Here is a 25,608-nt window from a genome sequence, read left to right on the forward strand (position 1 = left end):
GGATCGCCACCCGCTTCGAAAAGTCGGCACAGAACTTCTTGGCCGCTGTCATGTTGGCTTCAACACGACTCTGGATGCGGGATTATGAGTCCAGAACCTAGAGCAGATCGCGCCCAATCTGAATCGCTAGGCGATTCAGATTGGGCGCGTGAATCTGCTCTTGATTCAATGATTTAGAGCACGGCCTCGCGTTTATCCGGGGTCGCTTTGTGACCCCGGATAAACGCGACGTGCTCTAGCGGGTCAGATCGAAGCTGATGTCGCCGCCCGGGGTGCCGGTGTCGCGGTCCATCTCGTCGAAGATCTTGTCGAGCAGGGTCACCAGCACGCGCAGACCGCCCTGGTAGCCGAAGGTCGGGAAGCGGTGGTGGTGGTGCCGGTCGAAGATCGGGAAGGTCAGGCGGATCAGGGGGATGCCCAGATCCCGCTCGAGGCTCTTGCCGTGGCTGTTGCCGATCAGGAAGTCGGCCGGCTCGGTGGCCAGCAGCGAGTGCAGGTGCCACAGATCCTTGCCCGCCCAGACCTGGGCGCCGGCCCCGAAGGGCGAGCTGTCGAGCAGGGCCTGCATCTGCTTGGCCCACGGCTTGCCGCCGTTGGTCGACAGGCAGTGCACCGGCTCCACCCCCAGTTCCAGCAGGAACTCGGTCATGCCCAGCACGAAGTCCGGATCGCCGTAGATGGCCATCTTCTTGCCGTGCAGCCACGACTGGCTGTCGGCCATGGCGTCGACCAGACGGCCGCGCTCCAGCTCCAGGGCCGCGGGGATGGGCTTGCCCGAAAGCTCGCTCATCTTCATCAGGAAGCGGTCGGTGCCGGCCACGCCCATCGGGTAGTTGAGGGCGACCGTCTCCTGGCCCTTGGCCTCGCAGTACTTCAGCGTCTCCTTGGAGCAGGCGGCCTGCAGCGACACCGTGGCCTTGGCGTTCAGGGCGGCCTTGGTGTCCTCCAGGGTGGTGCCGCCGGCGTACATCTCGAACTCGCCGTTGGCCGGCGTGTCGAAGACGTCGGAGACGTCACAGATCAGGGTGTGCGGCACCTCCATCAGGTCCAGCATGCGGACCAGCTCCCGGTTGTTGGCCACCGCGTAGCCGTCGAAGCCGGGGATGATGTTGATGCTCTCGGTTTCGCTGCGCTCGGCCTCGTCCCAGAAGTTGGAGAGGATGCCCTTGATCATGTTGTCGAAGCCGGTGGTGTGGCTGCCGACGAAGGCCGGGGTGTGGGCGAACGGCACCGGGAAGTCCTGCGGCACCGAGCCCTTGTCCTTGGCCTGGATGATGAACGAGTTGAGATCGTCGCCGATCACCTCGGCCATGCAGGTGGTGCTGATGGCGATCATCTTCGGATCATACAGGGCGTAGGCGTTGGCCAGCCCGTCGACCAGGTTGGCCAGCCCGCCGAACACCGCCGCGTCCTCGGTCATCGAGGAGGAAACGGCCGACGAGGGCTCCTTGAAGTGGCGCGACAGGTGGCTGCGGTAGTAGGCGACGCAGCCCTGCGAGCCGTGCACGAAGGACAGGGTGCCCTCGAAGCCGGCCGCCGCGAAGACCGCGCCCAGCGGCTGGCAGGCCTTGGCCGGGTTCACCGTCAGCACGGTGCGGGCCAGGTTCTTTTCCCGATAGTCCCAGGACTTGGTCCAATCGGCGATTTCCTGGACCTTCTCGGCCGAGGGGCGGCACTCGAAGTTGGCCCGCTTGTCGGCGAACATCTCCTGATATTCGGGTTCGCGGAACAACGTCTTGTGGTCGAGGATTTTTTCAGCGCTCTGTGGCATGGGAAGAACTCCTAGGTGAAGCCTTTAGAGGGGGGCGGGGGAAGGCGGTCAGGCCGCCTTCCAGGGCGCCGTCATGCGGCTCCACACCGGGTTGTTGATGGCCAGGTCCATGTCGCGGGCGAAGATGGCGTAGCCGTCGTAGCCGTGATACGGGCCCGAGTAGTCCCACGAGTGCATCTGGCGGAAGGGCACGCCCATCTTCTGGATGGCGTACTTCTCCTTGATGCCCGAGCCGACCAGGTTGGGGCGCACCTGCTCGATGAACTTCTCCAGCTCGTAGCCGGTGACGTCGTCATAGACCAGGGTGCCCTGCTTGATGTACTCGCCGGTGCGCTTGTAGTCGTCGTTGTGGGCGAACTCGTAACCGGTGCCGACCACTTCCATGCCCAGGTCCTCGTAGGCGCCGATGACGTGGCGCGGACGCAGGCCGCCGACGTACAGCATCACCGTCTTGCCTTCCAGGCGCGGCTTGTACTTGGCGTTGATGGCATCGACCATCGGCCGGTACTTGGCGATCACGGCCTCGGCCTTTTCCTGGATCGCGGCGTCGAAGTGGGCCGCGATCTTGCGCAGGCTGGCCTCGATCTGGCTGGGGCCGAAGAAGTTATATTCCATCCACGGAATATTGTAGGTCTCTTCCATGTGCCGGCAGATGTAGTTCATCGACCGGTAGCAGTGGATCAGGTTCAGCTTGCCCTTGGGCGCGTTGGCCATTTCCTTCAGGGTGGCGTCGCCCGACCAGGACGAGATGACCCGCAGGCCCATCTCTTCCAGCAGGATGCGGCTGGCCCAGGCGTCACCGCCGATGTTGTAGTCGCCGATGATGGTGACGTCGTAGGGGCCGGGGGTGAAGTCCGAGCCCTCGACCTTGTCCAGCACGTGGTCGCGGATGGCGTCGTTGGCGATGTGGTGGCCCAGCGACTGGGAAACCCCGCGGAAACCCTCGCAACGCACCGGGATGACGGCCTTGCCGGTTTCCTGGGTCTTGGCCTTGCCGACCGCCTCGATGTCGTCGCCGATCAGGCCGATCGGGCATTCCGACTGCACCGAGATGCCGTTGGCCAGCGGGAACAGCTCGTAGATCTCGTCGATCATGGTGCCCAGCTTCTTGTCACCGCCAAAGACGATGTCGCGCTCCTGGAAGTCGGAGGTCACCTGCATGGTGACGAAGCTGTCCACGCCGGTGGTGCCGGTGTAGTAGTTGCGGCGCTGGGACCAGGAATAGTGGCCGCAGCCGACCGGACCATGGCTGATGTGCACCATGTCCTTCACCGGACCCCAGACCACACCCTTCGAGCCGGCATAGGCACAGCCGCGGATGGTCATCACGCCGGGGATGGACTTGACGTTGGACTTGACCCCGCAGGAGGGGGCTTCATCGCCCTCGCCCGCCTGGGCGGTGGTCAGGTGGCGACGGCGCTTCTTGGCCGCCTTTTCAGGGTAGGCCGCCAGCACCTCCTCGATGATCTGGTCGTGGCGGGCCTGGTCGATGGGGGTGTCGAGGCTCATGTCAGGGGACTCCCGAACCGGGGATTGTTGAGGGGGGGCGGGAAGGCGGCGGACAGGCTGCCGCCTTCCCGGAAATCGGCGCCCTTAGGCGTTGGCGGCGGCTTCCAGGCGGGCCGCCTCGGCCAGTTCCTGCTCCTCGGTCTTCATGATGCCGAAGTCGAGCAGCATGTCCTCGAGCTCGTCCATGGTCACCGGGGTGGGGACGACGCCCTTGCCCGAGTTGTTATGGATCTTCTGGGCCAGTTGGCGGTACTCGTTGGCCTGCTGGCTGTCCGGGGCGTACTGGATGACGGTCTGGCGACGCAGCTCGGCGCGCTGCACGATGTTGTCGCGCGGCACGAAGTGGGTCAGCGTGGTGCCCAGCTTCTTGGCCAGTTCCTCGGCCAGATCCAGCTCGCGGTCGGTCTTGCGCTCGTTGCAGATCAGGCCGCCCAGGCGCACGCCGCCCGAGTGGGCGTACTTCAGGATGCCCTTGGCGATGTTGTTGGCGGCGTACAGGGCCATCATCTCGCCGGACATGACGATGTAGATTTCCTGGGCCTTGTTCTCGCGGATCGGCATGGCGAAGCCGCCGCACACCACGTCGCCCAGCACGTCGTAGGAGACGTAGTCGACGTCGTCGTAGGCGCCGTTCTCTTCCAGGAAGTTGATGGCGGTGATGACGCCACGGCCGGCACAGCCGACGCCCGGCTCGGGGCCGCCGGACTCGGCGCAGCGGATGCCCTGGTAGCCGATCTTGACCACGTCCTCGACGTCCAGATCCTCGACGCTGCCGGCCTCGGCGGCCAGGTGCAGCACGGTGTCCTGCAGCTTGGTGTTGAGGATCAGGCGGGTCGAGTCAGCCTTCGGGTCGCAGCCGACGATCAGGATCTGCTGCTCCAGCTCGACCAGGGCGGCCAGGGTGTTCTGCGAGGTGGTCGACTTGCCGATACCGCCCTTGCCGTAGAAAGCGATCTGACGGGGCTTGGCCATGGGAACTTCTCCTTATCCAGGTTTCGGCGCGAAGGGGCCGGCCGGCCCGTCCCTCTCACATCGAGGGCCCCGCGCATGGGGTGGAACGTGGTTTCATGTCTGGGCTGTCGTGCGCGGTGACGTCTTGTGAGAAAGCTCGTCGTGTCGCCCGGCATCCCGGCTCGCCGGTCTTTGCAGCAAGCCGCGTGCCAATTGCCCCGAGTGCCGGTGGGGACTCTCTAGTGGTCTGATAGGATTGCGGGAATTGGCGGCCGTGTCGGTTTCGACGGGCTGTTGGAAAGCCGACAAAGCGAAGCCAAGGCTGTCGCACCCCTGACACCGCCAAGGCCCCGGGAGCCCACCGGAGGACGGAAAACCGAGCCCTCTGTCCGATTGCACGGAATTTGCTTACCCTTGCGCACCATGGCAGCCCCGTCCGATCCCACCACCCCCACCGCCCCCATCGGCCATTCCACCAACCTGCTCGGCATCCCCACCGAGTTGTTGGCCTCGCTGGCCTTCAACGACCATCCCATCGGTCTGTCGCTGGCCGGGGTGCGCGAGATGCATCCGCGCCTGTTCGAGATGCTGGGTCTGGCCGAAACCCTGCCCGAGGCCGGCGAGGCCTTTCACGCCTACATGATGGCGGTGTTCGGCATCGACCCCGAGCAGCGCGAGCGCAAGATCGGTCGCCGCGAGGACGGGGCGCGCCGCTACCGGTCGTCCTACCTGCGGCTGTTGCGTGGCTGGGGATATGATTCCAACGGCCCGGAAGGGGCGGTCATCAAGGGCTGGGCGGAAAGCCGCTTCGGTCTCTTCCCGACCTACCACAAGGCGCCGATCCGCCGGCTGTCCGGCCAGCCCTGGATCGGCTATGTCGAGGAGAAGATGTCCTCGCGCTTTCACAACAACGCCATCCAGAGCCAGCTCGATCTGGTCTATGAATTCTGCCAATGGGCCCTCAGGCGCTTTGTCCTGAAGGGGCGGCGGCATCTGGAGCTGTACCGGGCGGTCAACGACTTCGCCGAGCATCAGGTGCTGGATCGGCCGTCCAAGCGTCAGGCGGTGGTGCGCATGAACAGCGTCGTCTCGTTCAGCACCGAGCGCGAGACCGCCGATTGCTTCGGCGATACCATCATGACGGCGCAGGTGCCGGCGGTGAAGGTGCTGTTCTTTTCCGGCCTGCTGCCCAGCCACCCCCTGAAGGCGGAAAGCGAGGTGCTGGTCATCGGTGGCACCTACCGGGTGGAGACCAGCTATCTTTAAGCCCCCAGCCTGAAATCCCGACTGCCTGAAACCCCGACGGCCTGAAGCAATGGAGACATGCCGCCTTGACCCTGACCTGTGACCGCACCCTGTTCCATGACCGGGCGCTGGGCGCCTTCCTTGGCTTGGCGGTGGGCGACGCCCTGGGCGCCACGGTCGAGTTCATGACCCGCCGCGAGATCGAACAGCGCCACGGCATCCACCAGAAAATGACCGGCGGCGGCTGGCTGAACCTCAAGCCCGGCCAGGTGACCGACGACACCGAGATGGCGCTGGCCCTGGGCCGCGCCCTGGTCGACCACGTCGGCGACTGGCGGGCCGAGCACATCTGCGACGCCTTCGCCGGCTGGCTGAAAAGCGTGCCGGTGGATGTGGGGCACACCACCCGGCGCGGCATCCGGCGCTACATCCTGGAAGGCTCGGTGGCCGGCCCGATGAACGAGGGCGACGCCGGCAACGGCGCCCTGATGCGCAACCTGCCGGTGGCCATCGCCCTGGCCGGCGATGCCGAGGCCCGTCACCACTGGTCGGTGGTGCAGGGGCACGTCACCCACCACCACCCGCTGTCCGACGCCGCCACGGTGGTCTTCGCCGACATGGTCGCCGACCTTCTGACCGGCGGCGGCATGGCCGATGTCAGGCGCCACGCCAGCGCCCTGGTGGCCCAGCACAAGACCTTCCGCTTCGAGCCCTACCGGGGCCACTCCAGCGCCTATGTGGTTGATACCGTTCAGACCGTGCTGGCCTTCTATTTTCGCTCAGACAATTTTCGCACTTGTGTTACGGATACGGTGAATCAGGGCGGGGATGCCGATACCACCGGCGCGCTGGCCGGCATGCTGGCCGGGGCGACCTGGGGGGCGGCGGCCATTCCCCGGGCCTGGCTCGGCAAACTGGACAAGGCGGTGGCGGCCGAGGTCCGCGGCCAGGTGGATGCCCTGGTCGAGTTGGCGTTCTCCGCCTGACCCGACTTCACCGGGGGGCGGTGAGCCCGAAAGGTCGCGCCGCGCACAGCGAACAGGGGCGGGAACCGACACTTTCATGGCGCATGTGATTTTTCACGAACGACCCGGATGCCACAACAACACCCGGCAGAAGGTGATGCTGGCCGAGGCCGGCCACACCGTGGAGGCCCACGACCTGCTGGCCGAGTGCTGGAGTCCGGAAATCCTGGCCCCGTTCCTTGAGACCCTGCCGGTGGCCCGTTGGTTCAACCCGGCGGCGACCCGGGTCAAGTCGGGCGAGGTCGATCCAGCCAGCTTCAGCGATACCCCGGCCGACCGGGCCCGCGCCCTGGCCGCCCTGTGCGCCGACCCGCTGCTGATCCGCCGCCCGCTGATGGAGGCGGGCGGAGAGTTCCGCTGCGGTTTCGACCTGCGTGAGGTGGATGCCTGGATCGGCCTGGAAAAGGGCTGCGACCTCAAGGGCGATGTGCAGACCTGTCCCTACATGGATGTGGTCGAGGGCTGTCAGGACCGCTTCCAGGATTCCCAGGCCCGCTGCGGTGCCTAAAGCAGACCGTGCGAAATGTGAATCGCGGAGCGCTTCAAATTTCGCACGCTCTGCTCTCGGCTCCAGGGAAGCCTCCCGGCGCCCGGTGGACAGACGTTTTCAAGCCGCGCCAAGGGGGCTAGACTCTGTCGATGGTGGATCGCCGTGGGTGTCCGCGTTGGATTCACGGGTGGATTTCACGAAAAATTTCATAAAATGCGAGGCATTCCGGTCGGTGCACGAGCAGGATCAGACGGTAGCAGGAGGCACGCTCGAGTCGCCGGAGACGGCGGCCGACAATGTCTATGCGGCCATCGACCTGGGCACCAACAACTGCCGCATGCTGATCGCCCGGCCGCAGCGCGGCGGTGGCGAGCGCGGCTTTTCCCAGCCCGAGCAGTTCCGGGTGGTCGACAGCTATTCGCGCATCACCCGCCTGGGCGAGGGGCTGGCCGGCAGTGGGTTGCTCAGCCGCTCGGCCATGGACCGCACGGTGGAGGCGCTGAAGCGGTGCGTCGACAAGATGCAGCGGCGCGGCGTCACCCATGCCCGCAACGTCGCCACCGAGGCCTGCCGGCGGGCCGCCAACTGCGACCATTTCCTGGAGCGGGTGCGCGCCGAGGTCGGGCTGGAGCTGGAAATCATCAGCGCCGACGAGGAAGCCCGTCTGGCCCTGGCCGGCTGTTCGGCCCTGCTCGAGGAGGACCGTCCGCGGGCCCTGGTCTTCGACATCGGCGGCGGTAGCACCGAGCTTTTGTGGGTGCGCCTGTGCGACAAGGGCATCGATCAGGTGGAGGGCTTCGCCAGCCTGCCCTTGGGCGTGGTCACGGTCAGCGAGGATTGCGGCGGCGGCGACCTGACCCGGCGCCTGTACGAGGCGGTGGCCGAGCATGTGGCCAACCTGCTGGGGCCCTTCGAGGCGGCGCACGACATCGGCGCGGCGATCGCCAGGGGCGAGGTGCAGATGCTGGGCACCTCGGGCACGGTGACCACGCTGGGCGGCATCGCCCTTGATTTGCCGCGCTACAACCGCTTCAAGGTGGACGGCCTGAGACTGGATTTCAAAACCGTGTTCGAGATCAGCCACAAACTCTCCCTGATGAGTCACGCCTCGCGCGCCGCCATCCCCTGCATTGGTCGCCAGCGGGCCGATCTGGTGCTGGCCGGCTGCGCCATCCTGGAGGCCATCTGCACGGTGTGGCCGGTGGGCAGCCTGCGCATCGCCGACCGCGGGGTGCGCGAGGGGCTGCTGCTCGAGCTGATGGACCGCGACCGCAGCCGGGCCGAAGGGGAGACCGCCTGATGGCCCGGGGTTCCCGTTCCTCCGCCGGCCCGACCGGGCGCGGTCCCGGCGACCGTGGCCTGACCCAGCGCGTCAAGACGGCGCGCGGCCGCAAGCCCAGCTCGACCCGCTGGCTGCAACGCCAACTCAACGACCCCTACGTCAAGGCCGCCAAGGCCGACGGCTGGCGCTCGCGGGCCGCCTACAAGCTGCTCGAACTGGACGAGCGCTACCAGTTCCTGCGCCCCGGCCTGCGCATCGTCGATCTGGGCGCGGCGCCCGGCGGCTGGACCCAGGTGGCGGTCGCCAAAACCGGCGCCACCGAGGGCAAGGGGCGGGTGGTCGGCCTCGACATCCTGGAATGGGAAGGGGTGCCCGGCGCCACCTGCCTGACCATGGACTTCCTCGACCCCGAGGCTCCGGCGGCCCTCAAGGCGGCGCTCGACGGCCCGGCCGATCTGGTGCTCTCGGACATGGCGGCGCCAACCACCGGCCACGCCCAGACCGATCACCTGCGCATCATGGCCATGCTGGAGGTGGCCTGGGACTTCGCCGAGGAGGTGCTGGACGAGGGCGGCGCCTTTGTCGGCAAGGTTTTCCAGGGCGGCACCGAAACCGCCCTGCTGGAGCGCATGAAGCGGGCCTGCCGGGTGGTCCGCCACGCCAAGCCGCCGGCCAGCCGCAAGGACTCGGCCGAGATCTACGTCATCGCCCAGGGTTTCCGGCGTCGCGACGACCGGGAAGGGTCATGAGGGGGCCGGGACGGTCCGGTGTGGAATGGGGTCTTTGATCAAGCACAGGGGGAGCGGGCCATGAGTGAGCACAACGCCGCGCCCCGGGCCGCCGAGCCCGGGACCTTCGAACTTGGGTTGGCCATGGCCGGGGCGGTCTCCGCCGGTGCCTACTCGGCCGGGGTGGTCGACTTCCTGATCGAGGCCCTGAACGCCTGGGAGGCCGAGAAGGAGGCCCAGCGGCAAACCGGCAAGCCGCCCCACAAGTGGACCGTGCCCTCGCATCAGGTGCGGCTGAAGGCGCTGTCGGGCACCTCGGCCGGCGGCATCTGCGCCGCCATCTTGAGCTCCGCCCTGCGCCAGCCGTGGCAGCCCCAGCCGCGCCCGCCGGCCAACCCGGAGGACGCCAACCCCCTTTACCGGGCCTGGGTCAGCGGCATCGACATCCGCCAGCTTCTGAACACCGACGACCTGACCGAGGGCGCGGCGCCGGAAAGCCTGCTCGATTGCACGGTGCTCGACCGTCTGACCGCCCAGGCCCTGGACATCCCCGGCGGCGGCCCCAAGCCCGCCTGGCTGGCCGACCCGCTGGAGGTTTTCATCACCACCACCAGTCTGGCCGGGGTGCCCTACAGCCTGGCCTTCGAGGACGGCCAGCGCGACCTGATGTGGCGCCACGCCGACCATCTGGCCTTCACCCTGGGCGATACCCCGGCCGGCCCCGGCGTCCACCGCCTGGACCCGAGCCGCGACGGGGCGGCCGAGTCGTGGGGTCTGCTGGGGCAGGCGGCGTTGGCCACCAGCGCCTTCCCGCTCGGCCTCAAGGCGCGCTCGGTGGTCCGCCAGCGGGCCGAGTTCGAGGCCCTGGAATGGCCCTTCCCGGGCGGCGACGAGGCCCACCCCGACGCCTGTTGCCATCCCGGCCATCTGGCCACCCGGTTGACCCAGGACGACTTCGCGGCCAGCCATGTCGACGGCGGGGTGGTCAACAACGAGCCCTTCGAGCTGGTCCGCCGGGCCCTGGCCGGCAGCCCGTGCGCCCGCAACCCGCGCCGCGCCACCGAGGCCCACCGGGCGGTGGTGCTGGTCGATCCGTTCCCCAACGACCGCGTCGAGGCGCCCTTCAACGACACCCGGCTGACCCGGGTGCCGGGCCGCCTGTTGACCGCCTGGAAGCAGCAGGCCCGCTTCAAGCCCGACGAGCTGGCCCTGGCCGCCGCCGGCGACACCTACAGCCGCTTCATGATCGCCCCGGTGCGCTGGGACCACGGCCAGCGCCACACCGGCGACATGGCCCTGGCCTGTGGCAGCCTGGGCGGTTTCGGCGGCTTCCTGGCCGAATCCTTCCGCCGCCACGACTATTTCCTGGGGCGCTACAACTGCCAGCGCTTCCTTCAGCGCCATCTGGTGCTGGACCACCGCAACCCGCTGTTCGACGGCTGGGAGCCCGGCCTGAAAAGCAGCCTCGGCCGGGGGCCGGGCAACCAGTTCCTGCCGGTGGTGCCACTGCTTGGCACCCTGGCCGCCGAAGCCTGGCGCGAGGAAACCTGGCCGGCCCTGAGCACCGCCGAGCTGGAGGCCCTGAAGGCGCCCCTGAAGCGCCGCGCCGATGCCGTGACCAAGGCGCTGATCGCCGAGTCGGGCCTCGGCTGGTGGGGTCGGCAGGCGGTCGGGCTGGGTTGGCGCCTGCTCGCCCGGGGCAAGGTGCTCGACCAGATCGGCGCCACGGTCAAGGACGACCTCAGGCGGCGCCACCTGCTGCGCGGCTGAGCAGACCTTCCCTTGGCATCGGCGGGCAGGCGTGTATAGTGAGGCGCACCCCGCTGGCGGCGCCTTTCCCCTTTTGTCAACGCCTCCCCCGGGACGGCGCCCGTCCGTGTTGGCCGGGTCCGTCCGGCGCCCGCCGTTTCTCCCCTGTTGACAGGGGCGCGGCCGCCCGGGGTCCGCGACCGATCGCGGCCCGCCACATTCCCGCCTGCTCGAGGTGTCATGTCCGCCCCCGCCCCGTCCCCCTTCCGCGAAGCCTATACCTTCGATGATGTGCTCCTGGTCCCGGCCGCCTCCGAGGTGCTGCCCAACCAGGTCAGCACCGCCACCCGCCTGACACGGCGCATCAACCTCGGCATTCCCCTGATCTCCTCGGCCATGGACACGGTCACCGAGGCCAGTCTGGCGATTGCCATGGCCCAGGCCGGTGGCCTCGGGGTGATCCACAAGAACCTCGACATCGAGGCCCAGGCCGAGGAGGTGCGCCGGGTCAAGCGCTTCGAGTCCGGCATGGTGGTCAACCCGCTGACCATCGGCCCCGACCAGACCCTGGCCGAGGCCCTTCAGATGATGGACCACAACCACATCAGCGGCATTCCGGTGGTCGAGCCGGGGACGGAACGGCTGGTCGGCATCCTGACCAACCGCGACGTGCGCTTCGCCAGCGACCCCCATCAGCCGGTGCGCGGCCTGATGACCTCGGAAAACCTGATCACCGTGCGCGAGGGGGTGGGCCAGGAGGAGGCCAAGCAGCTTCTGCACCGCCACCGCATCGAAAAGCTGCTGGTGGTCGACAAGGACTATCGCTGCATCGGCCTGATCACGGTCAAGGACATCGAGAAGGCGATCAACCACCCGCACGCCTGCAAGGACGAAAAGGGCCGCCTGCGCGTCGCCGCCGCCACCGGGGTCGGCGCGGACGGGGTCAGCCGGGCCCAGGCGCTGATCGGCGCCGGGGTGGACGTGGTGGTGGTCGATACCGCGCACGGCCACTCCAAGGGGGTGCTGGGAACCATTGAGCGCATCAAGGCGATCTCCAACGACGCCCAGGTGATCGCCGGCAACGTGGCCACCCCGGAAGGCACCCGGGCCCTGATCGATGCTGGGGCCGACGCCGTCAAGGTGGGCATCGGCCCGGGCTCCATTTGCACCACCCGCATCGTCGCCGGGGTCGGGGTGCCCCAGTTGACGGCCATCCTGGAGAGCGTCGAGGAGGCCCGCAAGTCCGACGTCCCGGTGATCGGCGACGGCGGCATCAAGTTCTCCGGCGACATCGCCAAGGCCATCGCCGCCGGGGCCGATTGCGTGATGATCGGCTCGCTGCTGGCCGGCACCGAGGAAAGCCCGGGCGAGGTGATCCTCTACCAGGGCCGCAGCTACAAAAGCTATCGCGGCATGGGGTCGCTGGGCGCCATGGCCCGTGGCTCGGCCGACCGCTACTTCCAGCAGGAGGTGCGCGATTCCCTCAAGCTGGTCCCCGAGGGGATCGAGGGCCGGGTCCCCTACAAGGGCCCGGTGGGCGGGGTGCTGCACCAGTTGCTGGGTGGCCTCAAGTCGGCCATGGGCTACACCGGCAACCGCACCATCGCCGAGATGCAGACCGGCTGCACCTTCCGGCGCATCACCGCCTCGGGCTACCGGGAAAGCCATGTCCACGACGTGGCCATCACCCGCGAGGCGCCCAACTACCGGGTCGACAACTCGTGACCCCGGCGGCCCGTCTGGCCGCGGCCATCGAGCTTCTCGACGCCCTGCCCGGGGCGCCGGCGGCCGATGACCTGCTCTCGGCCTATTTCCGCGCCCGCCGCTTCATCGGCGCCAAGGACCGCCGGGCCATCGCCGAGCGGGTGTGGGGCGTGGTCCGCCGCCGGGCCCGCCTCGCCCATGCCCTGGCCCGCGCCGGCGTGGCCGAGGCGACCGGGGAGGGGGCCGGTGACAGCGCCCCCTGGCTGGCTGGCCGCCCCTTCGTGCTGGCCGACCTGATGCTGGCCGATGGTCTGGCCCCGGGCGCGGTGGAAGGGCTGTTCGACGGCGGCCCGCACGCCCCGCCGCCGCTCTCGCCGGCCGAGCGCGACCTGTTGGAGGTGCTCGCCGGCCAGCCCCTGGAGGCGGCCGATCTGCCCCCCCATGTCGCCCTGGAATGCCCGGCCTGGCTGGCCGAGGAGGCGGCCCGGGGGCTCGGCGCGGCGGCCGCCGACGAGCTGGCCGCCCAGCGCGATCCGGCCGGCACGGTGCTGCGCGTCAACACCCTGAAGGCCGACCGCGCGACGGCCCTCGCCGCCCTCGCCGAGGCCGGCATCGAGGCCCGGCCGCTCGACCTGTCGCCGTGGGCCATCGCGGTCGAGGGGCGGCCCAACCTGCCCGCTGCCGCGCCCTACCGCGACGGGCTGGTCGAGGTGCAGGACACCTCGGCCCAGCTCTGCGCCCTGCTCACCGACGCCCGGCCCCACCAGCCGGTGGCCGACCTGTGCGCCGGGGCCGGCGGCAAGAGCCTGGCGCTGGCCGCCAGCATGGCCAACAGCGGGCGTCTGGTGGCGCTGGATGTGGACAAGCGGCGGCTCGACCAGGGGGCAGGGCGGGCCAAACGGGCCGGGGCCACGGTCATCACCCGTCACCACCTGCGCGAAAACGACCGCTGGGCCGACCGCAACGCCGGCAAGTTCGCCCGCGTGCTGGTCGATGCCCCGTGCTCGGGCAGCGGCACCTGGCGCCGTCAGCCGGCCCAGCGCTGGCGCCTGACCCAGGCCGACCTGGAACGCCTGCGGGCCACCCAGGCCGGACTGCTCGACACGGCGGCCGGGCTGGTGCGCCGGGGCGGCCGGGTGATCTACGCCACCTGCAGCCTGCTCGAGGCCGAGGGCGCGGCCCAGGTCACCGCCTTCCTGGCCCGCCAGCCGCGCTTCGAGGTCCTGCCCGCGGCCCGGGTGTGGGCGGCGCTGGGCGAGCGGCGCGGTGACCTGGGCGCCTATCCCGGCGACCCCGACGATCCCTTCCTGCGCCTGGGCGCTCACGCCCATGGCTGCGACGGCTTTTTCATCGCCCTGCTGCGCCGCCGGGGCTGAGACCGCAAAACGGCGCCCTACCGCTCGACTTCGGAGCCTTTCCATTCGGAGCCTTTCATGGACCACGACCGCATTCTGATCATCGATTTCGGCTCCCAGGTGACCCAGCTCATTGCGCGGCGGGTGCGCGAGGGCGGGGTCTATTGCGAAATCCACCCCTTCAACGCCACCACCGAAGCGTCGATCCGCGCCTTCGCCCCCAAGGGGGTGATCCTCTCGGGCGGCCCGGCCTCGGTGGTCGCCGCCGACACCCCCCGGGCGCCCGAGGGGCTGTTCGACATGGGCCTGCCGGTGCTCGGCATCTGCTACGGCCAGCAGACCATGGTGGCGCAACTGGGCGGCCGGGTGGCCAGCGGCGAACACCGCGAGTTCGGCCGCGCCTTCCTTGACGTCACCGAACCCTGCGTGCTGTTCGAGAACACCTGGGAGGTGGGCGCCCGCGAGCAGGTGTGGATGAGCCACGGCGACCGGGTCGACGCCCTGCCCGAGGGCTTCCGCGTGGTCGGCACCAGCGAGGGGGCCCCCTTCGCCGCCATCGCCGACGATGCCCGGCGCTTCTACGGCGTGCAGTTCCATCCCGAGGTGGTCCACACGCCGCACGGCGCGGCGCTTTTGCGCAACTTCACGCAGACCGTCTGCGGCTGCGCCGGCGACTGGACCATGGCCGCCTTCCGGGCCGAGGCCATCGACCGCATCCGGGCCCAGGTGGGCGACGGCAAGGTGATCTGCGGGCTCTCCGGGGGGGTGGACAGCTCGGTGGTCGCCGCCTTGGTGCACGAGGCCATCGGCAGCCAGCTGACCTGCGTCTTCGTCGACCACGGCCTGTTGCGCCAGGGCGAGCGCGACGAGGTGGAGCAGGTTTTCCGCGACCGCTTCAACATCAATCTGGTGACCGTCGACGCCGGGCCGCTGTTCCTCGACAAGCTGGCCGGCGAGACCGACCCCGAAAAGAAGCGCAAGACCATCGGCGCCACCTTCATCGACGTTTTCGAGGAAGAGGCCAGGCGCATCGGCGGGGCCGACTTCCTGGCCCAGGGGACGCTCTACCCGGACGTGATCGAGTCGGTCAGCTTCCACGGCGGGCCCAGCGTCACCATCAAGAGCCATCACAACGTGGGCGGCCTGCCCGAGCGCATGAACATGGCCCTGGTCGAGCCCCTGCGCGAGCTGTTCAAGGACGAGGTGCGGGCCCTGGGGCGCGAGCTGGGCCTGCCGGAAACCATGGTCGGCCGTCATCCCTTCCCCGGGCCGGGGCTGGCCATCCGCATCCCCGGCCAGCCGCTGACCGCCGAGGCGCTGGACCTTCTGCGCAAGGTGGACGCCATCTATCTGGAGGAAATCAGGAGCGCCGGGCTGTACGACGCCATCTGGCAGGCCTTCGCGGTGCTGCTGCCGGTGCGTACGGTGGGGGTGATGGGCGACGCGCGCAGCTACGATCAGGCGGTGGCCCTGCGCGCCGTCACCTCCAGCGACGGCATGACGGCCGACTACTTCCCTTTCGACCACACGTTTCTCGGCCGCGTCGCCAATCGCATCATCAACGAGGTGAAGGGGGTGAACCGGGTGACCTACGACATCACCAGCAAGCCCCCGGGGACCATTGAGTGGGAGTGAGGGGCGCGCCATGACCGTTACCATCTACGGCATCAAGAATTGCGCCACCATGAAGAAGTCCTTCGACTGGCTGGACGGGCAGGGGATTGCCTACACCTTTCACGACTACAAGAAGTCCGGGGCGCCACGTGAGGCCTTGGAGCGCTGGTGTGACGAGGCCGGGTGGGAGGTGGTGCTCAATCGCGCCGGGATGACCTTCCGAAAGCTGCCCGACGAGGCCAAGGCCGACCTGGACCGGGACAAGGCCATCGCCCTGATGATCGAGCGCCCCTCGATGATCAAGCGGCCCATCCTGGAAGCCAACGGGCGTCTTGAGATCGGCTTCAAGCCGGAGCGCTAGAGCCGAGAGCGAAAAATCGGAACCACTTGGTGGTTCCCGATTTTTCGCTCAGATCGGCTCTACACCTGAAATCGAGAGCAGATCGTGCGAAATCTGAAGCGCTCCGCGATTCACATTTCGCACGATCTGCTCTACGCCGCCTTTTTCGGCGGCTAGCCTTCACACCACCACCTCGCCCACCGGGGGCGCGGCGAGCAGGGTCTTGAGGCGTTCGAGGCCGGTGCTTAGGCGCGCTTCGTCGGCTTCGTGGCTCAGGCACAGGCGGACCGCGTTGGGGGCGGGGGCGCCGGGCGCGGCGAAGGCGCGGGCCTGGCTGATCAGCACGCCGCGCCGCGCCGCCTCGGCCCGCAAGGCGTCGGCTTTCCACGCCCCGGGCAGCTCAAGCCACAGGTGCAGGCCGTGCGGATCGGCCATCACCGCGTGGCCGGCCAGCGCCTTTGCGGCCAGGGCCTGACGGCGGCGGGCGGTGGCGCGCTGGGTCTCGGTCAGGCGCTCCGCCGTGCCGTCCTCGATCAGGCGGGCGGCGATCTCCGCCCCCAGCGGCGCCGTCATCCACACACTGAGCCCCACCGCCTGCCGCAACGCCGGGGCCAACTCGGCCGGGGCGCGCAGCCAGCCCACCCGAAGGCCCGGGGCGACGCACTTGGACAGGCTGCTCAGGTAGACCGTGCGTTCCGGGGCCAGGGCAGCCAGCGGCGGCGGGCGGTCGGGCTTGAGCAGGCCGAACACGTCGTCCTCGATCAGCCACACCCCGTGCCGGCGGGCCACCTCGACCACGGCGGCGCGGCGTTCGGGGCTCAGCGTGACCGTGGTCGGCGATTGCAGGGTCGGGGTCAGGTACAGGGCCTTGGGGGCGCCCTGTCGGCAGGCCTCGGCGAAAGCGTCGGGGCACAGGCCGCCGTGGTCCAGGGCCAGGGGTTGGACATGGAGGCCCAGGCGCTCGGCCAGGGCGCGCACCGGGGCGTAGGTCAGGGCCTCGGTCAGCAGCAGGTCGCCCGGGGCGAGCAGCGCGGCCAGGGTGCACAGGATGCCGTGCTGGGCGCCGTTGGTGCGCACCAACTCGTCGCTGTAGGCGGCCACCCCGGCGCCGGCCAGCCAAAGGCGCGCCGCCTCGGCGTGGCGGCCCAGGTCGGAGTCCGTCTGCCGGTCGAGCAGGGGCCTGAGGTCGGCCGCCCCGGCCAGCTCGCCCAGCACCCGGCGCAGGTGGGGCTCGGCGAGGCCGGGGCAGGGCAGGTTGCGGGCCAGATCGATGGGGCCGTCGGTGGGGCGCCGAAGGTCGCCCACCGACCCACGCCGCGCCGGCGGCTCGGGCGTCCGCACGAAGGTGCCGCGCCCCACCTCGCCGCGCAGCAGGGCGCGTTTCACCCCCTCGGCATAGGCCCGGCTGACCGTGCTGGCGGCCAGCCCCAGGTCGAAGGCCAGGTCGCGATAGGCCGGCAGGCGGTCGCCCGGGGCCAGCCGGCCGGCGGCGATGTCCTCGGCCAGGGCGTCGAGCAGTTGGCGGTAGCGGGGGCCGCGCCGGCCGTCCAGGGAGGGGTGCCAGATTGCCATGCGGTCAATGTTTTCCTTGCCCGGGGCCGATGGATGGAAGCAATTTTCACATCAATCGGTTCAATATGGCAAGGGGATGAGTGCAATGTCCGCCGTCGATAGCAAGAAGGGCGTCGCCCTGGCCCTGGTCTGTCTGGTCCTGCTTGGCACCATGCCGGTGATCGCCAACAGCCGCCCGGCCGGGATGGATGCCCTGGTCTTCGCCTTCGCCCTGTCGGTGTGGCAGGTGGTGTTCGCCGGGCCGCTGATGGGCTGGGAGCTGAAACGGGGCCAGGCCGGGGTGTTCGGAGCCCGCCTGCGCGGCCGGGCGCGGCGCCGCGCCATCACCGTCGCCCTGCTCACCGGGGCCATGTTCGGGCTGTCCACCTACCTCTATGTGCTGGGGGCGGAAAAGGCGGGGGCGACCAACACCGCCATCGCCATCCAGGCCTATCCCCTGTTCGCCATCCTGTGGGAGAGCCTGTTCCTGAAGCGCCGCAAGACGCCCCTGGAACTGCTGCTGACCGGCCTGTTGCTGGGCACCCTCTACTATCTGGCCACCGGCGGCACCTGGCGCATGTCGGGGCTGTCGGAATGGTTCCTGGTGGCGCTTGGCGTGCCCCTGCTGTGGAGCATCGCCCATGTGCTGATCCGCGAGGAGTTGACCCGCACCCCGATCACCCCGGCTCAGGTCACCTTCTTCCGGGTCACCCTGTCCACCCTCTTCCTGGGCGGCGTGCTGCTGTTCGCCGGGCCGACCGAGGGGCTGGGCGCGGTGATCCTGAGCCTCCACGCGGCGGGCATGGGGCTGGTCTATTTCCTCGAGCTGATCTTCTGGTTCCACGCCGTGCGCCACATCGACGTCTCGCTGGCCAGTTCGATCACCACCCCCTGGCCGGCCCTGACCATGGGCCTGGCGGTGGTCTTCCTGGGCGACGGCATCGCGGCGCATCAGGTGGTGGCGCTGGTGGTGGTGATCGCCTGCATCTACGGCCTGACCCTGGCCGGTCTGCGCAAGCAGCGCCCGGCGGCGGCGGAATAGGGGGGCGCACGGCGCATTGGACAGGCGGCGCGGCGCGGCCTACCTTTAGGGCGGTCCGAGGGGGAGCGGGCCGACCCAGCCAGTCGAGCGAAAGTGCCGTGTCGATGTCCGCCGTTTCCCCCGCCGTGTCGCCGCGCGGCCTGTTCTCCTACCGCCAGCACTGGGCGCACCGCTTCGGCCGCGCCCCCTTCCTGCCCATGAGCCGCGCGGAGATGGACCTTTTGGGCTGGGACGCCTGCGACGTCCTGCTGGTGACCGGCGACGCCTACATCGACCACCCCAGCTTCGGCATGGCGCTGATCGGCCGCCTGTTGGAGGCCCAGGGCTTCCGGGTCGCCATCCTGGCCCAGCCCGACTGGTCCAGCGCCGAGCCCTTCACCGCCCTGGGCCGGCCCACCCTGTTTGCCGGCATCACCGCCGGCAACATGGATTCGATGGTCAACCGCTACACGGCGGACCGGCGGCTGCGCCACAACGACAGCTACACCCCGGACGATGAGGGCGGCCGGCGCCCCGACCGGGCCAGTCTGGTCTATGCCCAGCGGGTGCGCGAGGCGTTCAAGGACCTCCCCATCGTGCTCGGCGGCATCGAGGCCAGCCTGCGCCGGGTCGCCCACTACGACTACTGGAGCGACACCGTGCGCCGCTCCCTGCTGATGGACGCCCGGGCCGACATCCTGGTCTTTGGCAACGCCGAGCGGGCCATTGTCGAGATCGCCCACCGGGTCGCCCGGGGCGAGCCGCCGCGCGCCATGACCGACATCCGGGGCACCGCGGTGATCCGCCCGGCGGTGCCGGAGGGCTGGGCGGTGGTCGATTCCTCCAGCCTCGATGCGCCCGGCCCGGTGGCGCCGCCGGCCAACCCCTATGCCGACGACGGGGCGGAGCAGGGGCGTACCCCCGGCCACTGCCAGAACGGCGGCGGCGGAGCGGGGCCCCAGGGTCCGCCGCCCGACGATGCCCCCGACGATGCCCCCGACACGGCGCCGGGCAACCTGGGCACGGTGGTCCGTCTGCCCGCCTTCGAGGCGGTGAAGGCCGACCCGGTGCTCTATGCCCATGCCTCGCGGGTGGTGCATCTGGAAAGCAACCCGGGCAACGCCCGCCCCCTGGTCCAGCGCCACGGCGACAAGGAGGTGTGGATCAACCCGCCGCCCTGGCCGCTCTCCAGCCAGGAGATGGACGCCGTCTACGAGCTGCCCTACGCCCGCGCGCCGCACCCGGCCTATGGCGGGGCGCGCATCCCGGCGTGGGAGATGATCCGCTTTTCCATCACCATCCTGCGCGGCTGTTTCGGCGGCTGCACCTTCTGCTCGATCACCGAGCACGAGGGGCGGATCATCCAGAACCGCTCGCAGGACTCGGTGCTGCGCGAGGTCGAGCATGTGCGCGACAAGACCGAGGGCTTCACCGGGGTGATTTCCGACCTCGGCGGGCCGACCGCCAACATGTACCGGCTGGCCTGCAAGGACCCGGCCATCCAGCGCCTGTGCCGGCGGCTGTCGTGCCTGCATCCGGGCATCTGCAAGAACCTCTTGACCGACCATTCGGCGCTGGTCGCGCTGTACCGCGCCGCCCGCGGGATGCCCGGGGTGAAGAAGATCACCATCGCCTCGGGCCTGCGCTACGACCTGGCGGTGCGCGCGCCGGCCTATGTGAAGGAGCTGGTCAGCCACCATGTGGGCGGCTACCTGAAGATCGCCCCCGAGCACACCGAGCCCGGGCCGCTGGCGATGATGATGAAGCCCGGCATGGACAGCTACGAGCGCTTCCGCCAGATGTTCGAGCAGGTCTCGCGCGAGGCCGGCAAGGAGCAGTACCTGATCCCCTATTTCATCGCCGCCCACCCGGGCACCACCGACCAGGACATGATGAACCTGGCCCTGTGGCTGAAGCGCAACCGCTTCCGGCCCGATCAGGTGCAGGCCTTCCTGCCGGCGCCGATGGCGCTGGCGACGGCGATGTATCATTCCGGCCGCAGCCCCCTGAAGCCGCTCAGGCGGGACGGCGGCGCGCCGGTGTTCACCGCCAAGGGGCTGCGCCAGCGCCGCCTGCACAAGGCCTTCCTGCGCTATCACGACCCGGAGAACTGGCCCTTGCTGCGCGAGGCCCTGAAGCGCCTCGGCCGGGCTGATCTGATCGGCCCCGGCAAGCGCCATCTGGTGCCGGCCCATCAGCCGGGCGGTGGGGCGGGGCGCCCGCCGGGCCATCGGCCTGGGGGTGGCACGCCGACCACCGGCAAGCCGGGCCGGGCGGCGGGAGATAAGCCAGTTCGGGCGGCGGGGGATAAGCCGGGCCGGGCGGCGGGGGACAAGCCGGGACGGGCAGGGGGTGGCAAACCCGGCCGGCGCAAACCCGACCGGCGCAAACCCGGCCGGTAGGCCGGTCGTCAGCCGACCCGGAAACCGATCACCGAGACGTCGTCGCGGCGGTTCTCGCCGCCCTGGTAGGCGATCAGGGCCGCCAGCAGGCGCTCCTTCTGCTCCTCGAAGGGCAGCCCCTGGATGTCGAGCAGCAACTCCTTGAAGCGCTTCTTGCCGAAGCCGCGTCGCCGCTCGCCGCCGACCTGATCGATCAGGCCGTCCGAGCTCAGGTAGAAGCTCTGGCGGCCGTTCAGAGGCACCTCGTGCAGGTCGAACAGCGGATCGCGGGGGACCCGGCGATAGGCGATGCCCTGGCGGGTGCCCTTGAAGGTTTCCACCGCCCCGTCCTCGACCACGAACAGGTCGAAGCGGGCGCCCACGAAGTGCAGCCGGGTCATGTCCGGGGTCAGGTAGCAGGCGCCCAGTTCCAGCCCGTCGTCCGAGCCGCCGTCATGGCGATGCTGGCCCAGGGTTTCCTGGAGGGTATTGTGGAAGGCGGTGATCAGCCCCGGCAGGTCGCCGCTGAAGGACTCGGCCTTGGCCTTGTTCAGGGCGCCGGTGGCGAGCAGGGTGACGAAGGCCCCCGGCACCCCGTGCCCGGTGCAGTCGGCGAGGATCATCAGCAGGCCGTCGCCCCACACGTCGCACCAGTAGATGTCGCCGCCGACCAGATCGCGCGGCTCCCACAGCACGAAGAAGTCGGCCAGGGCGCCGCGGATCATGTCGGTGTCGGGCAGCACGGCGCGCTGGATGCGGCTGGCGTAGGTGATGCTGCCGCGGATCACCTCGTAGGCATCCTCCAGCTTCTGTTCGGCCTGCTTGCGGTCGGTGATGTCGTAGTAGGTCAGCATGCGCCCGCCGTCGGGCAGGGCCAGGCACTGGTAGATCAAGGCCCGGCCGTCGGCGCGCACCATCTCGGTGGGCGGCACGGCCCCCTGGCGCACGGCGGCCACGCGGTCGGCGACGTAGGCCTCGAACTGGGCGTCGTCGACGTTGTACAGCCCGTTGTGGCGGTTGTGACCCAAGAGGTCGGCCATGGTCGGTCGGGATTCGATCAGGCTCTGCTCGATGCCCCACATCCTGGCGAAGGCGTGGTTGATCATGCGCGCCCTCAGGTCGGCGTCCATGAAGCAGATGCCATAGTCGATGGCGGCCATCACGGCGTTCATCTCGTCCAGCGCCTGTTGGGCGATGGCGTGGGCTTCGGCCCGTTTGCGCTCGGCCTCGCGGCGCAGGCTGATGTCGTTGAACGAGATCACCGCACCGACCACGCTGTCGCCCTTGCGGATGGGGGTGCTGTTGTATTCGATCTCCAGCGGGCTGCCGTCCTTGCGCCACAGCACCTCGTCGTCGATGCGGTTCGATTCGCCGAAGGTGAAGGACTTGTACATCCAGCTCTCTTCCAGCGGATAGGGCGAGCCATCGGGGCGGTGGTGATGGAACAGGTGGTGGGCGCTGTGGCCGATCATCTCCTCGGCGGTGTAGCCAAGCAGTCGCTCGGCCGGCGGGTTGACGAAGGTCACCCGGCCCTCGCGGTCGACCCCGAAGACCCCTTCGCCGACCGATTCCAGCAGCAGCCGGGTGCGTTCCTCGGATTGGGCCAGGGCTTCCTGGGCCCGCCGGGTCTCGGTGACGTCGGTGAAGGTGCTGACGAAGCCGCCCGAGGGCAGCGGCCCGCCGGCCACCGAGATGATGGCGCCGTCGGGGCGCGGGCGCTCGAACTGGTGGACCTGCGAGGTCTTGGCCCGTTCGACCAGGAAGGCGACCGTTTCCTCGACGTCGCAGTCGCCGAATTCGCCGTGGGCGATGTCGTGGCGGACCCAGTCCTCGAAGCGGGCCCCGGGCATGCGCAGCTCAGCCGGCATGCCGCGCACCTCGCCCATGCGCTCGTTGGCGACGATCAGGGTCAGGTCGCGGTCGTAGGCGACCAGTCCCTGGTGGATGCTGACCAGCACGGCTTCCAGCAGGTCGGTCTGCTCGGCCAGCTCCTCGGTGCGGGCGCGCACCCGGGTTTCCAGGTCGTCGCGGGCCCGGCTCATGGTGCGGTGGGCCCGCTGGCCGACCAGCAGGGTGAACAGGGTGGTGGCCACGGCGAGCAGGGTGGTGACGGCCGAGATCAGCACCAGGTTGAAGCGGAACGCGCCGTGGGCGGCGTAGGCTTCCTCGACATCGAGTTCGGTGGCCAGCCCCAGGTCGAGGTCGGGCAGCCAGGTCCAGGCCCCGACCACCGGCACGCCGCGATAGTCGCGGTAGCCGGTGAGGTTGGTCGGATAGCTGAAGGCGACGTCCTGGCCGCCCGCCGCCCGGTCCTTGCCCTCGGTGCGCAGCCTCAAGGCATCGCGCATCATCGTTGTCGGCGGCCAGTCTTCCGGCGGGCCGCTGGCCGAGCCACCGGCGATCAGGTTGGCGCCGGGGTCGCGGATCGGCAGGCCGACCGACGAGCCGCCGGCGGAGAGCAGCCCGACGTCCACCAACTGATTGGCGAAGCGGCCCTGGCTGACCATGATCTGCTGGGCCGAGACGGCGTAGGTCTCGCCGCTTGCCCCGACGCGGCCATGGCGCAGGGCCTCGGTCAGGTGGGTCGAGGGCGACAGTCGCTCGGCCAGAACGGCCAGCGGACGGCCCCTGGAATCAAGGATCGGGGTGGCGAAATACATGACCAGCCCGGCGCCGCCGGCGGCCAGTGGCCGCTGGATGGGGCTGGGCGGCAGGAACACCGTCTCGCCGGCGAAGGCCTGGTCGATCAACCCGGCGTGGGTTTCGAGGGCCCCGGCGTCGCCCTGGTCGCCGATCAGCGTGCGTTGAGGGGTGATCAGGAAGTAGTCGGGGTGGTCGTAACGCTCGCTGGCCATGATGTGGTCGCGGACCAGGGTGTCGAGGGTCGAGGCCGGGGCCTTGGAGCGCACCACCACGCCGGTCAGCGAGACCAGATCGGCATCGCGGGCGATCTGCTGCAACTCGGTCTTGTGGCGGTTGGCCCAGGAGAGCACCTGGTCCACCGAGCCGTTGAGCACGACCTGCAGTTTCTGATTGATCTCGGCCCGGGTGCGGGTGCGGCTTTCCGACAGGGCGATCAGGTTCATGCCGACCACCACGGCAACCAGCACGCTGAGCCCGACCAGCACCCCGACCCGGAAACTGGCGGCGCCGAAGAAGGCCGACAGGTCGCGGTTGCGGAGGGCCCGGCCCAGGGCCAGCAGCAGCAGCGCGAAGCCGGCGGTCAGCCCGGCGACGACCAGCAGGAAGGTGGGATCGAACGCGGTCGAGGCGCTGGGCTGCGGCGGGGTCAGCCACTTGGCGCGCAGGGCCGCCAGCTCGGCCGGCGGAATGGCGGCCAGCGCCTTGCTGACGATGTCGTGGAGGACCGGCTGGCTGTTGTGGATGCCGATCCGCAGCGCCCCGCCTTCCAGCACCCGGCTGGCCGCCACCTTGAGGCCGGGCCGGTAGTCGGTGCCCTGGGTATCGACGAAGTTGATCAGGGTGGTGATGTGGGCGTCGATCTGGCCGCGGGCCAGCGCCTCCAGCCCGGCGGCGTTGCTGTCGAACAGGCGCAGGGTGCCGTCGGCGATGTCGGGGCGCACATTGTCGATCACCGCGAAGCCCTTGACCGCCCCCACGGTGCGCCCTTGAAGGTCCTCCAGCCGGCCGATGTCGGTGGTGTCGTCGCGGGTGATGGCGACCACCGGATCGTGGGCGTAGGGCGGGGTATAGAGAATGTACGCCTCCCGCTCCGGGGTGCGCGAGAAGCTGAGCACCCCGTCCACCTCGCCGGCCAGGGCGGCGTCGACCACCTGCTGCCACTGGCTGTAGAACTCGGGCACGATGTTGGTGCCCACCTCGGCGTTGAGACGGGCGATGAGGTCGGCGTTGAGGCCGGTATAGCTGCCGTCGTCGCCGACGATGTCGATCGGTTCGATGAAGTTGGTGACCGCGAAGCGGATCACCGGATGGCGGGCCAGCCAGGCCTTTTCCGTGGCGTTGAGGGTCGCGGCGCCTTGTTCGCCGAGGTAGAAGCGGTCCTCGGCGTGGCGCACCCAGCGGGCGTCGATGGCTTCGAGATCGGCTTGCGGGATGGCGGCCAGCCCGGCGTTGACGTGGGCCAGCAACTGGGGCCGTGTCTTGGGGACACCCACGTGCAGGGTGTTGCTGAGCAGGTCGTCCGGAGCCCGCTGGATGGCGCCGTGCAGCCCATGGCGGTCGAGGTCGGCCTCGACCGTGGGCACCTCGTTGACCAGGGCGTCGATGTCGCCCTCGAGCAGGGCCAGGAAGGCGGCGGCCCCGTCCGGAAAGGTCTGGATGACCAGCCCCGGCTGGATCTCGGCGATATGGCTCTGCTGCACCGAGCGCTCGATCACGCCGACCCGGGTGCCATCCGGCAGGGCCGACAGGGGGGGGTGGTCGGGCCGCTCGGCCGGGTAGTAGACGGCGGTGCGGATGCGGTGGATGGGTTCGGAGAAGCTCAGCCACTGGGCCCGCGCCTGATCGGCGAACAGGCCGGCGTGAACGTCGGCCTGGCCATTGCGCAGGGCGTCCAGGGTGGTCGGCCAGTCGCCGATCACGAAGCGGATCGGGGTACCGGTGGTCTTGCTCCACATCTGCCACAGATCGACCAGGGCGCCGTGCACCCTGCCGCCCGGGCCGACCACCGAGAACGGCGGATAGGGCGCATACAGGGCGACCCTGAGCGGCGTGCCGGGGGAGAGGAGCGGCTCGGCCGTCGGCTGCTGGGCGCCGGCCGGCGAGGCGCTGAACAGGGCCAGCCAGAGCAGCAGCAGGGCGGCCGGAAAGCCGCGCAAGGGCAAACACCTGGGTTGGGAACAATCCATCCGGCACGTCCCGCGTGGCGAGAAACGACCCGCGATGCTACACCGAAAGCCGTTGCAGGGGGA

General features: G+C 69.6%; 17 protein-coding genes. 12 read left to right on the top strand and 5 right to left on the bottom strand.

Annotation, left to right across the window (positions count from 1 at the left end; translation table 11 throughout):
• Positions 1-235: 235 nt before the first annotated feature.
• From nifK to nifH, 3 genes are all read right to left on the bottom strand, one after another.
• Positions 236-1,771 carry a nitrogenase molybdenum-iron protein subunit beta gene (gene nifK, locus BLR95_RS12515; RefSeq protein WP_092620707.1) on the bottom strand — a complete coding sequence of 512 codons (1,536 nt, stop codon included), beginning with the start codon at positions 1,769-1,771 and terminating at the stop codon, positions 236-238.
• Between the two features lie 48 nt (positions 1,772-1,819).
• Positions 1,820-3,280 (bottom strand): nitrogenase molybdenum-iron protein alpha chain, encoded by a 1,461-nt coding sequence (nifD, locus tag BLR95_RS12520; protein ID WP_092620709.1) that lies wholly within the window; start codon positions 3,278-3,280, stop codon positions 1,820-1,822.
• 84 nt (positions 3,281-3,364) lie between these two features.
• Complete coding sequence (gene nifH, locus BLR95_RS12525) at positions 3,365-4,252, bottom strand: nitrogenase iron protein (protein WP_092620711.1); 888 nt, start codon at positions 4,250-4,252, stop codon at positions 3,365-3,367.
• 402 nt (positions 4,253-4,654) lie between these two features.
• On the opposite strand from nifH, the gene BLR95_RS12530 reads away from it, so the two are divergent.
• From BLR95_RS12530 to BLR95_RS12575, 10 genes are all read left to right on the top strand, one after another.
• Positions 4,655-5,497 carry an NAD(+)--dinitrogen-reductase ADP-D-ribosyltransferase gene (locus tag BLR95_RS12530; protein ID WP_092620860.1) on the top strand — a complete coding sequence of 281 codons (843 nt, stop codon included), beginning with the start codon at positions 4,655-4,657 and terminating at the stop codon, positions 5,495-5,497.
• A gap of 71 nt (positions 5,498-5,568) precedes the next feature.
• The gene (gene draG / locus BLR95_RS12535; protein WP_245689517.1) at positions 5,569-6,462 is read left to right on the top strand and encodes an ADP-ribosyl-[dinitrogen reductase] hydrolase; all 894 of its coding nucleotides are present in this window, start codon (positions 5,569-5,571) and stop codon (positions 6,460-6,462) included.
• A gap of 76 nt (positions 6,463-6,538) precedes the next feature.
• Complete coding sequence (locus BLR95_RS12540; protein ID WP_092620713.1) at positions 6,539-7,009, top strand: thioredoxin domain-containing protein; 471 nt, start codon at positions 6,539-6,541, stop codon at positions 7,007-7,009.
• Between the two features lie 214 nt (positions 7,010-7,223).
• Positions 7,224-8,291: a Ppx/GppA phosphatase family protein gene (locus tag BLR95_RS12545; protein ID WP_245689511.1), complete on the top strand. Its 1,068-nt coding sequence runs from the start codon at positions 7,224-7,226 to the stop codon at positions 8,289-8,291.
• Entirely contained in the window at positions 8,291-9,022 is a 732-nt protein-coding gene (locus BLR95_RS12550) for an RlmE family RNA methyltransferase (RefSeq protein WP_092620715.1), read from the top strand. Before BLR95_RS12545 ends, BLR95_RS12550 begins: the two co-directional genes overlap by 1 nt.
• A gap of 60 nt (positions 9,023-9,082) precedes the next feature.
• Entirely contained in the window at positions 9,083-10,771 is a 1,689-nt protein-coding gene (locus BLR95_RS12555; protein ID WP_092620717.1) for a patatin-like phospholipase family protein, read from the top strand.
• 219 nt (positions 10,772-10,990) lie between these two features.
• On the top strand, positions 10,991-12,475 hold the full coding sequence (gene guaB, locus BLR95_RS12560) for an IMP dehydrogenase (RefSeq protein ID WP_092620719.1): 1,485 nt from the start codon (positions 10,991-10,993) through the stop codon (positions 12,473-12,475).
• Positions 12,472-13,830, top strand: a complete 1,359-nt coding sequence (locus BLR95_RS12565) for an RsmB/NOP family class I SAM-dependent RNA methyltransferase (RefSeq protein WP_092620721.1) — start codon at positions 12,472-12,474, stop codon at positions 13,828-13,830. Before guaB ends, BLR95_RS12565 begins: the two co-directional genes overlap by 4 nt.
• Positions 13,831-13,887: 57 nt before the next feature.
• Complete coding sequence (guaA, locus tag BLR95_RS12570; protein WP_092620723.1) at positions 13,888-15,444, top strand: glutamine-hydrolyzing GMP synthase; 1,557 nt, start codon at positions 13,888-13,890, stop codon at positions 15,442-15,444.
• Positions 15,445-15,454: 10 nt separating this feature from the next.
• Positions 15,455-15,784 carry an arsenate reductase gene (locus tag BLR95_RS12575; protein WP_092620725.1) on the top strand — a complete coding sequence of 110 codons (330 nt, stop codon included), beginning with the start codon at positions 15,455-15,457 and terminating at the stop codon, positions 15,782-15,784.
• A gap of 159 nt (positions 15,785-15,943) precedes the next feature.
• On the opposite strand, the gene BLR95_RS12580 is transcribed toward BLR95_RS12575, so the two are convergent.
• Complete coding sequence (locus BLR95_RS12580) at positions 15,944-17,335, bottom strand: aminotransferase-like domain-containing protein (protein WP_092620727.1); 1,392 nt, start codon at positions 17,333-17,335, stop codon at positions 15,944-15,946.
• A gap of 85 nt (positions 17,336-17,420) precedes the next feature.
• Between BLR95_RS12580 and BLR95_RS12585 the strand changes: the two genes are divergently transcribed.
• Positions 17,421-18,356 carry a DMT family transporter gene (locus BLR95_RS12585; protein WP_092620728.1) on the top strand — a complete coding sequence of 312 codons (936 nt, stop codon included), beginning with the start codon at positions 17,421-17,423 and terminating at the stop codon, positions 18,354-18,356.
• Between the two features lie 104 nt (positions 18,357-18,460).
• Positions 18,461-20,737, top strand: coding sequence for a YgiQ family radical SAM protein (locus BLR95_RS12590; RefSeq protein ID WP_092620730.1), 2,277 nt, complete (start codon positions 18,461-18,463; stop codon positions 20,735-20,737).
• Positions 20,738-20,745: 8 nt separating this feature from the next.
• Here the strand turns inward: BLR95_RS12590 and BLR95_RS12595 are convergent, their stop codons facing one another.
• Positions 20,746-25,515 (bottom strand): PAS-domain containing protein, encoded by a 4,770-nt coding sequence (locus tag BLR95_RS12595; RefSeq protein WP_176787839.1) that lies wholly within the window; start codon positions 25,513-25,515, stop codon positions 20,746-20,748.
• Positions 25,516-25,608: the final 93 nt, after the last annotated feature.

It is taken from the genome of Roseospirillum parvum (assembly GCF_900100455.1).
GTDB lineage: Bacteria > Pseudomonadota > Alphaproteobacteria > Rhodospirillales > Rhodospirillaceae > Roseospirillum > Roseospirillum parvum.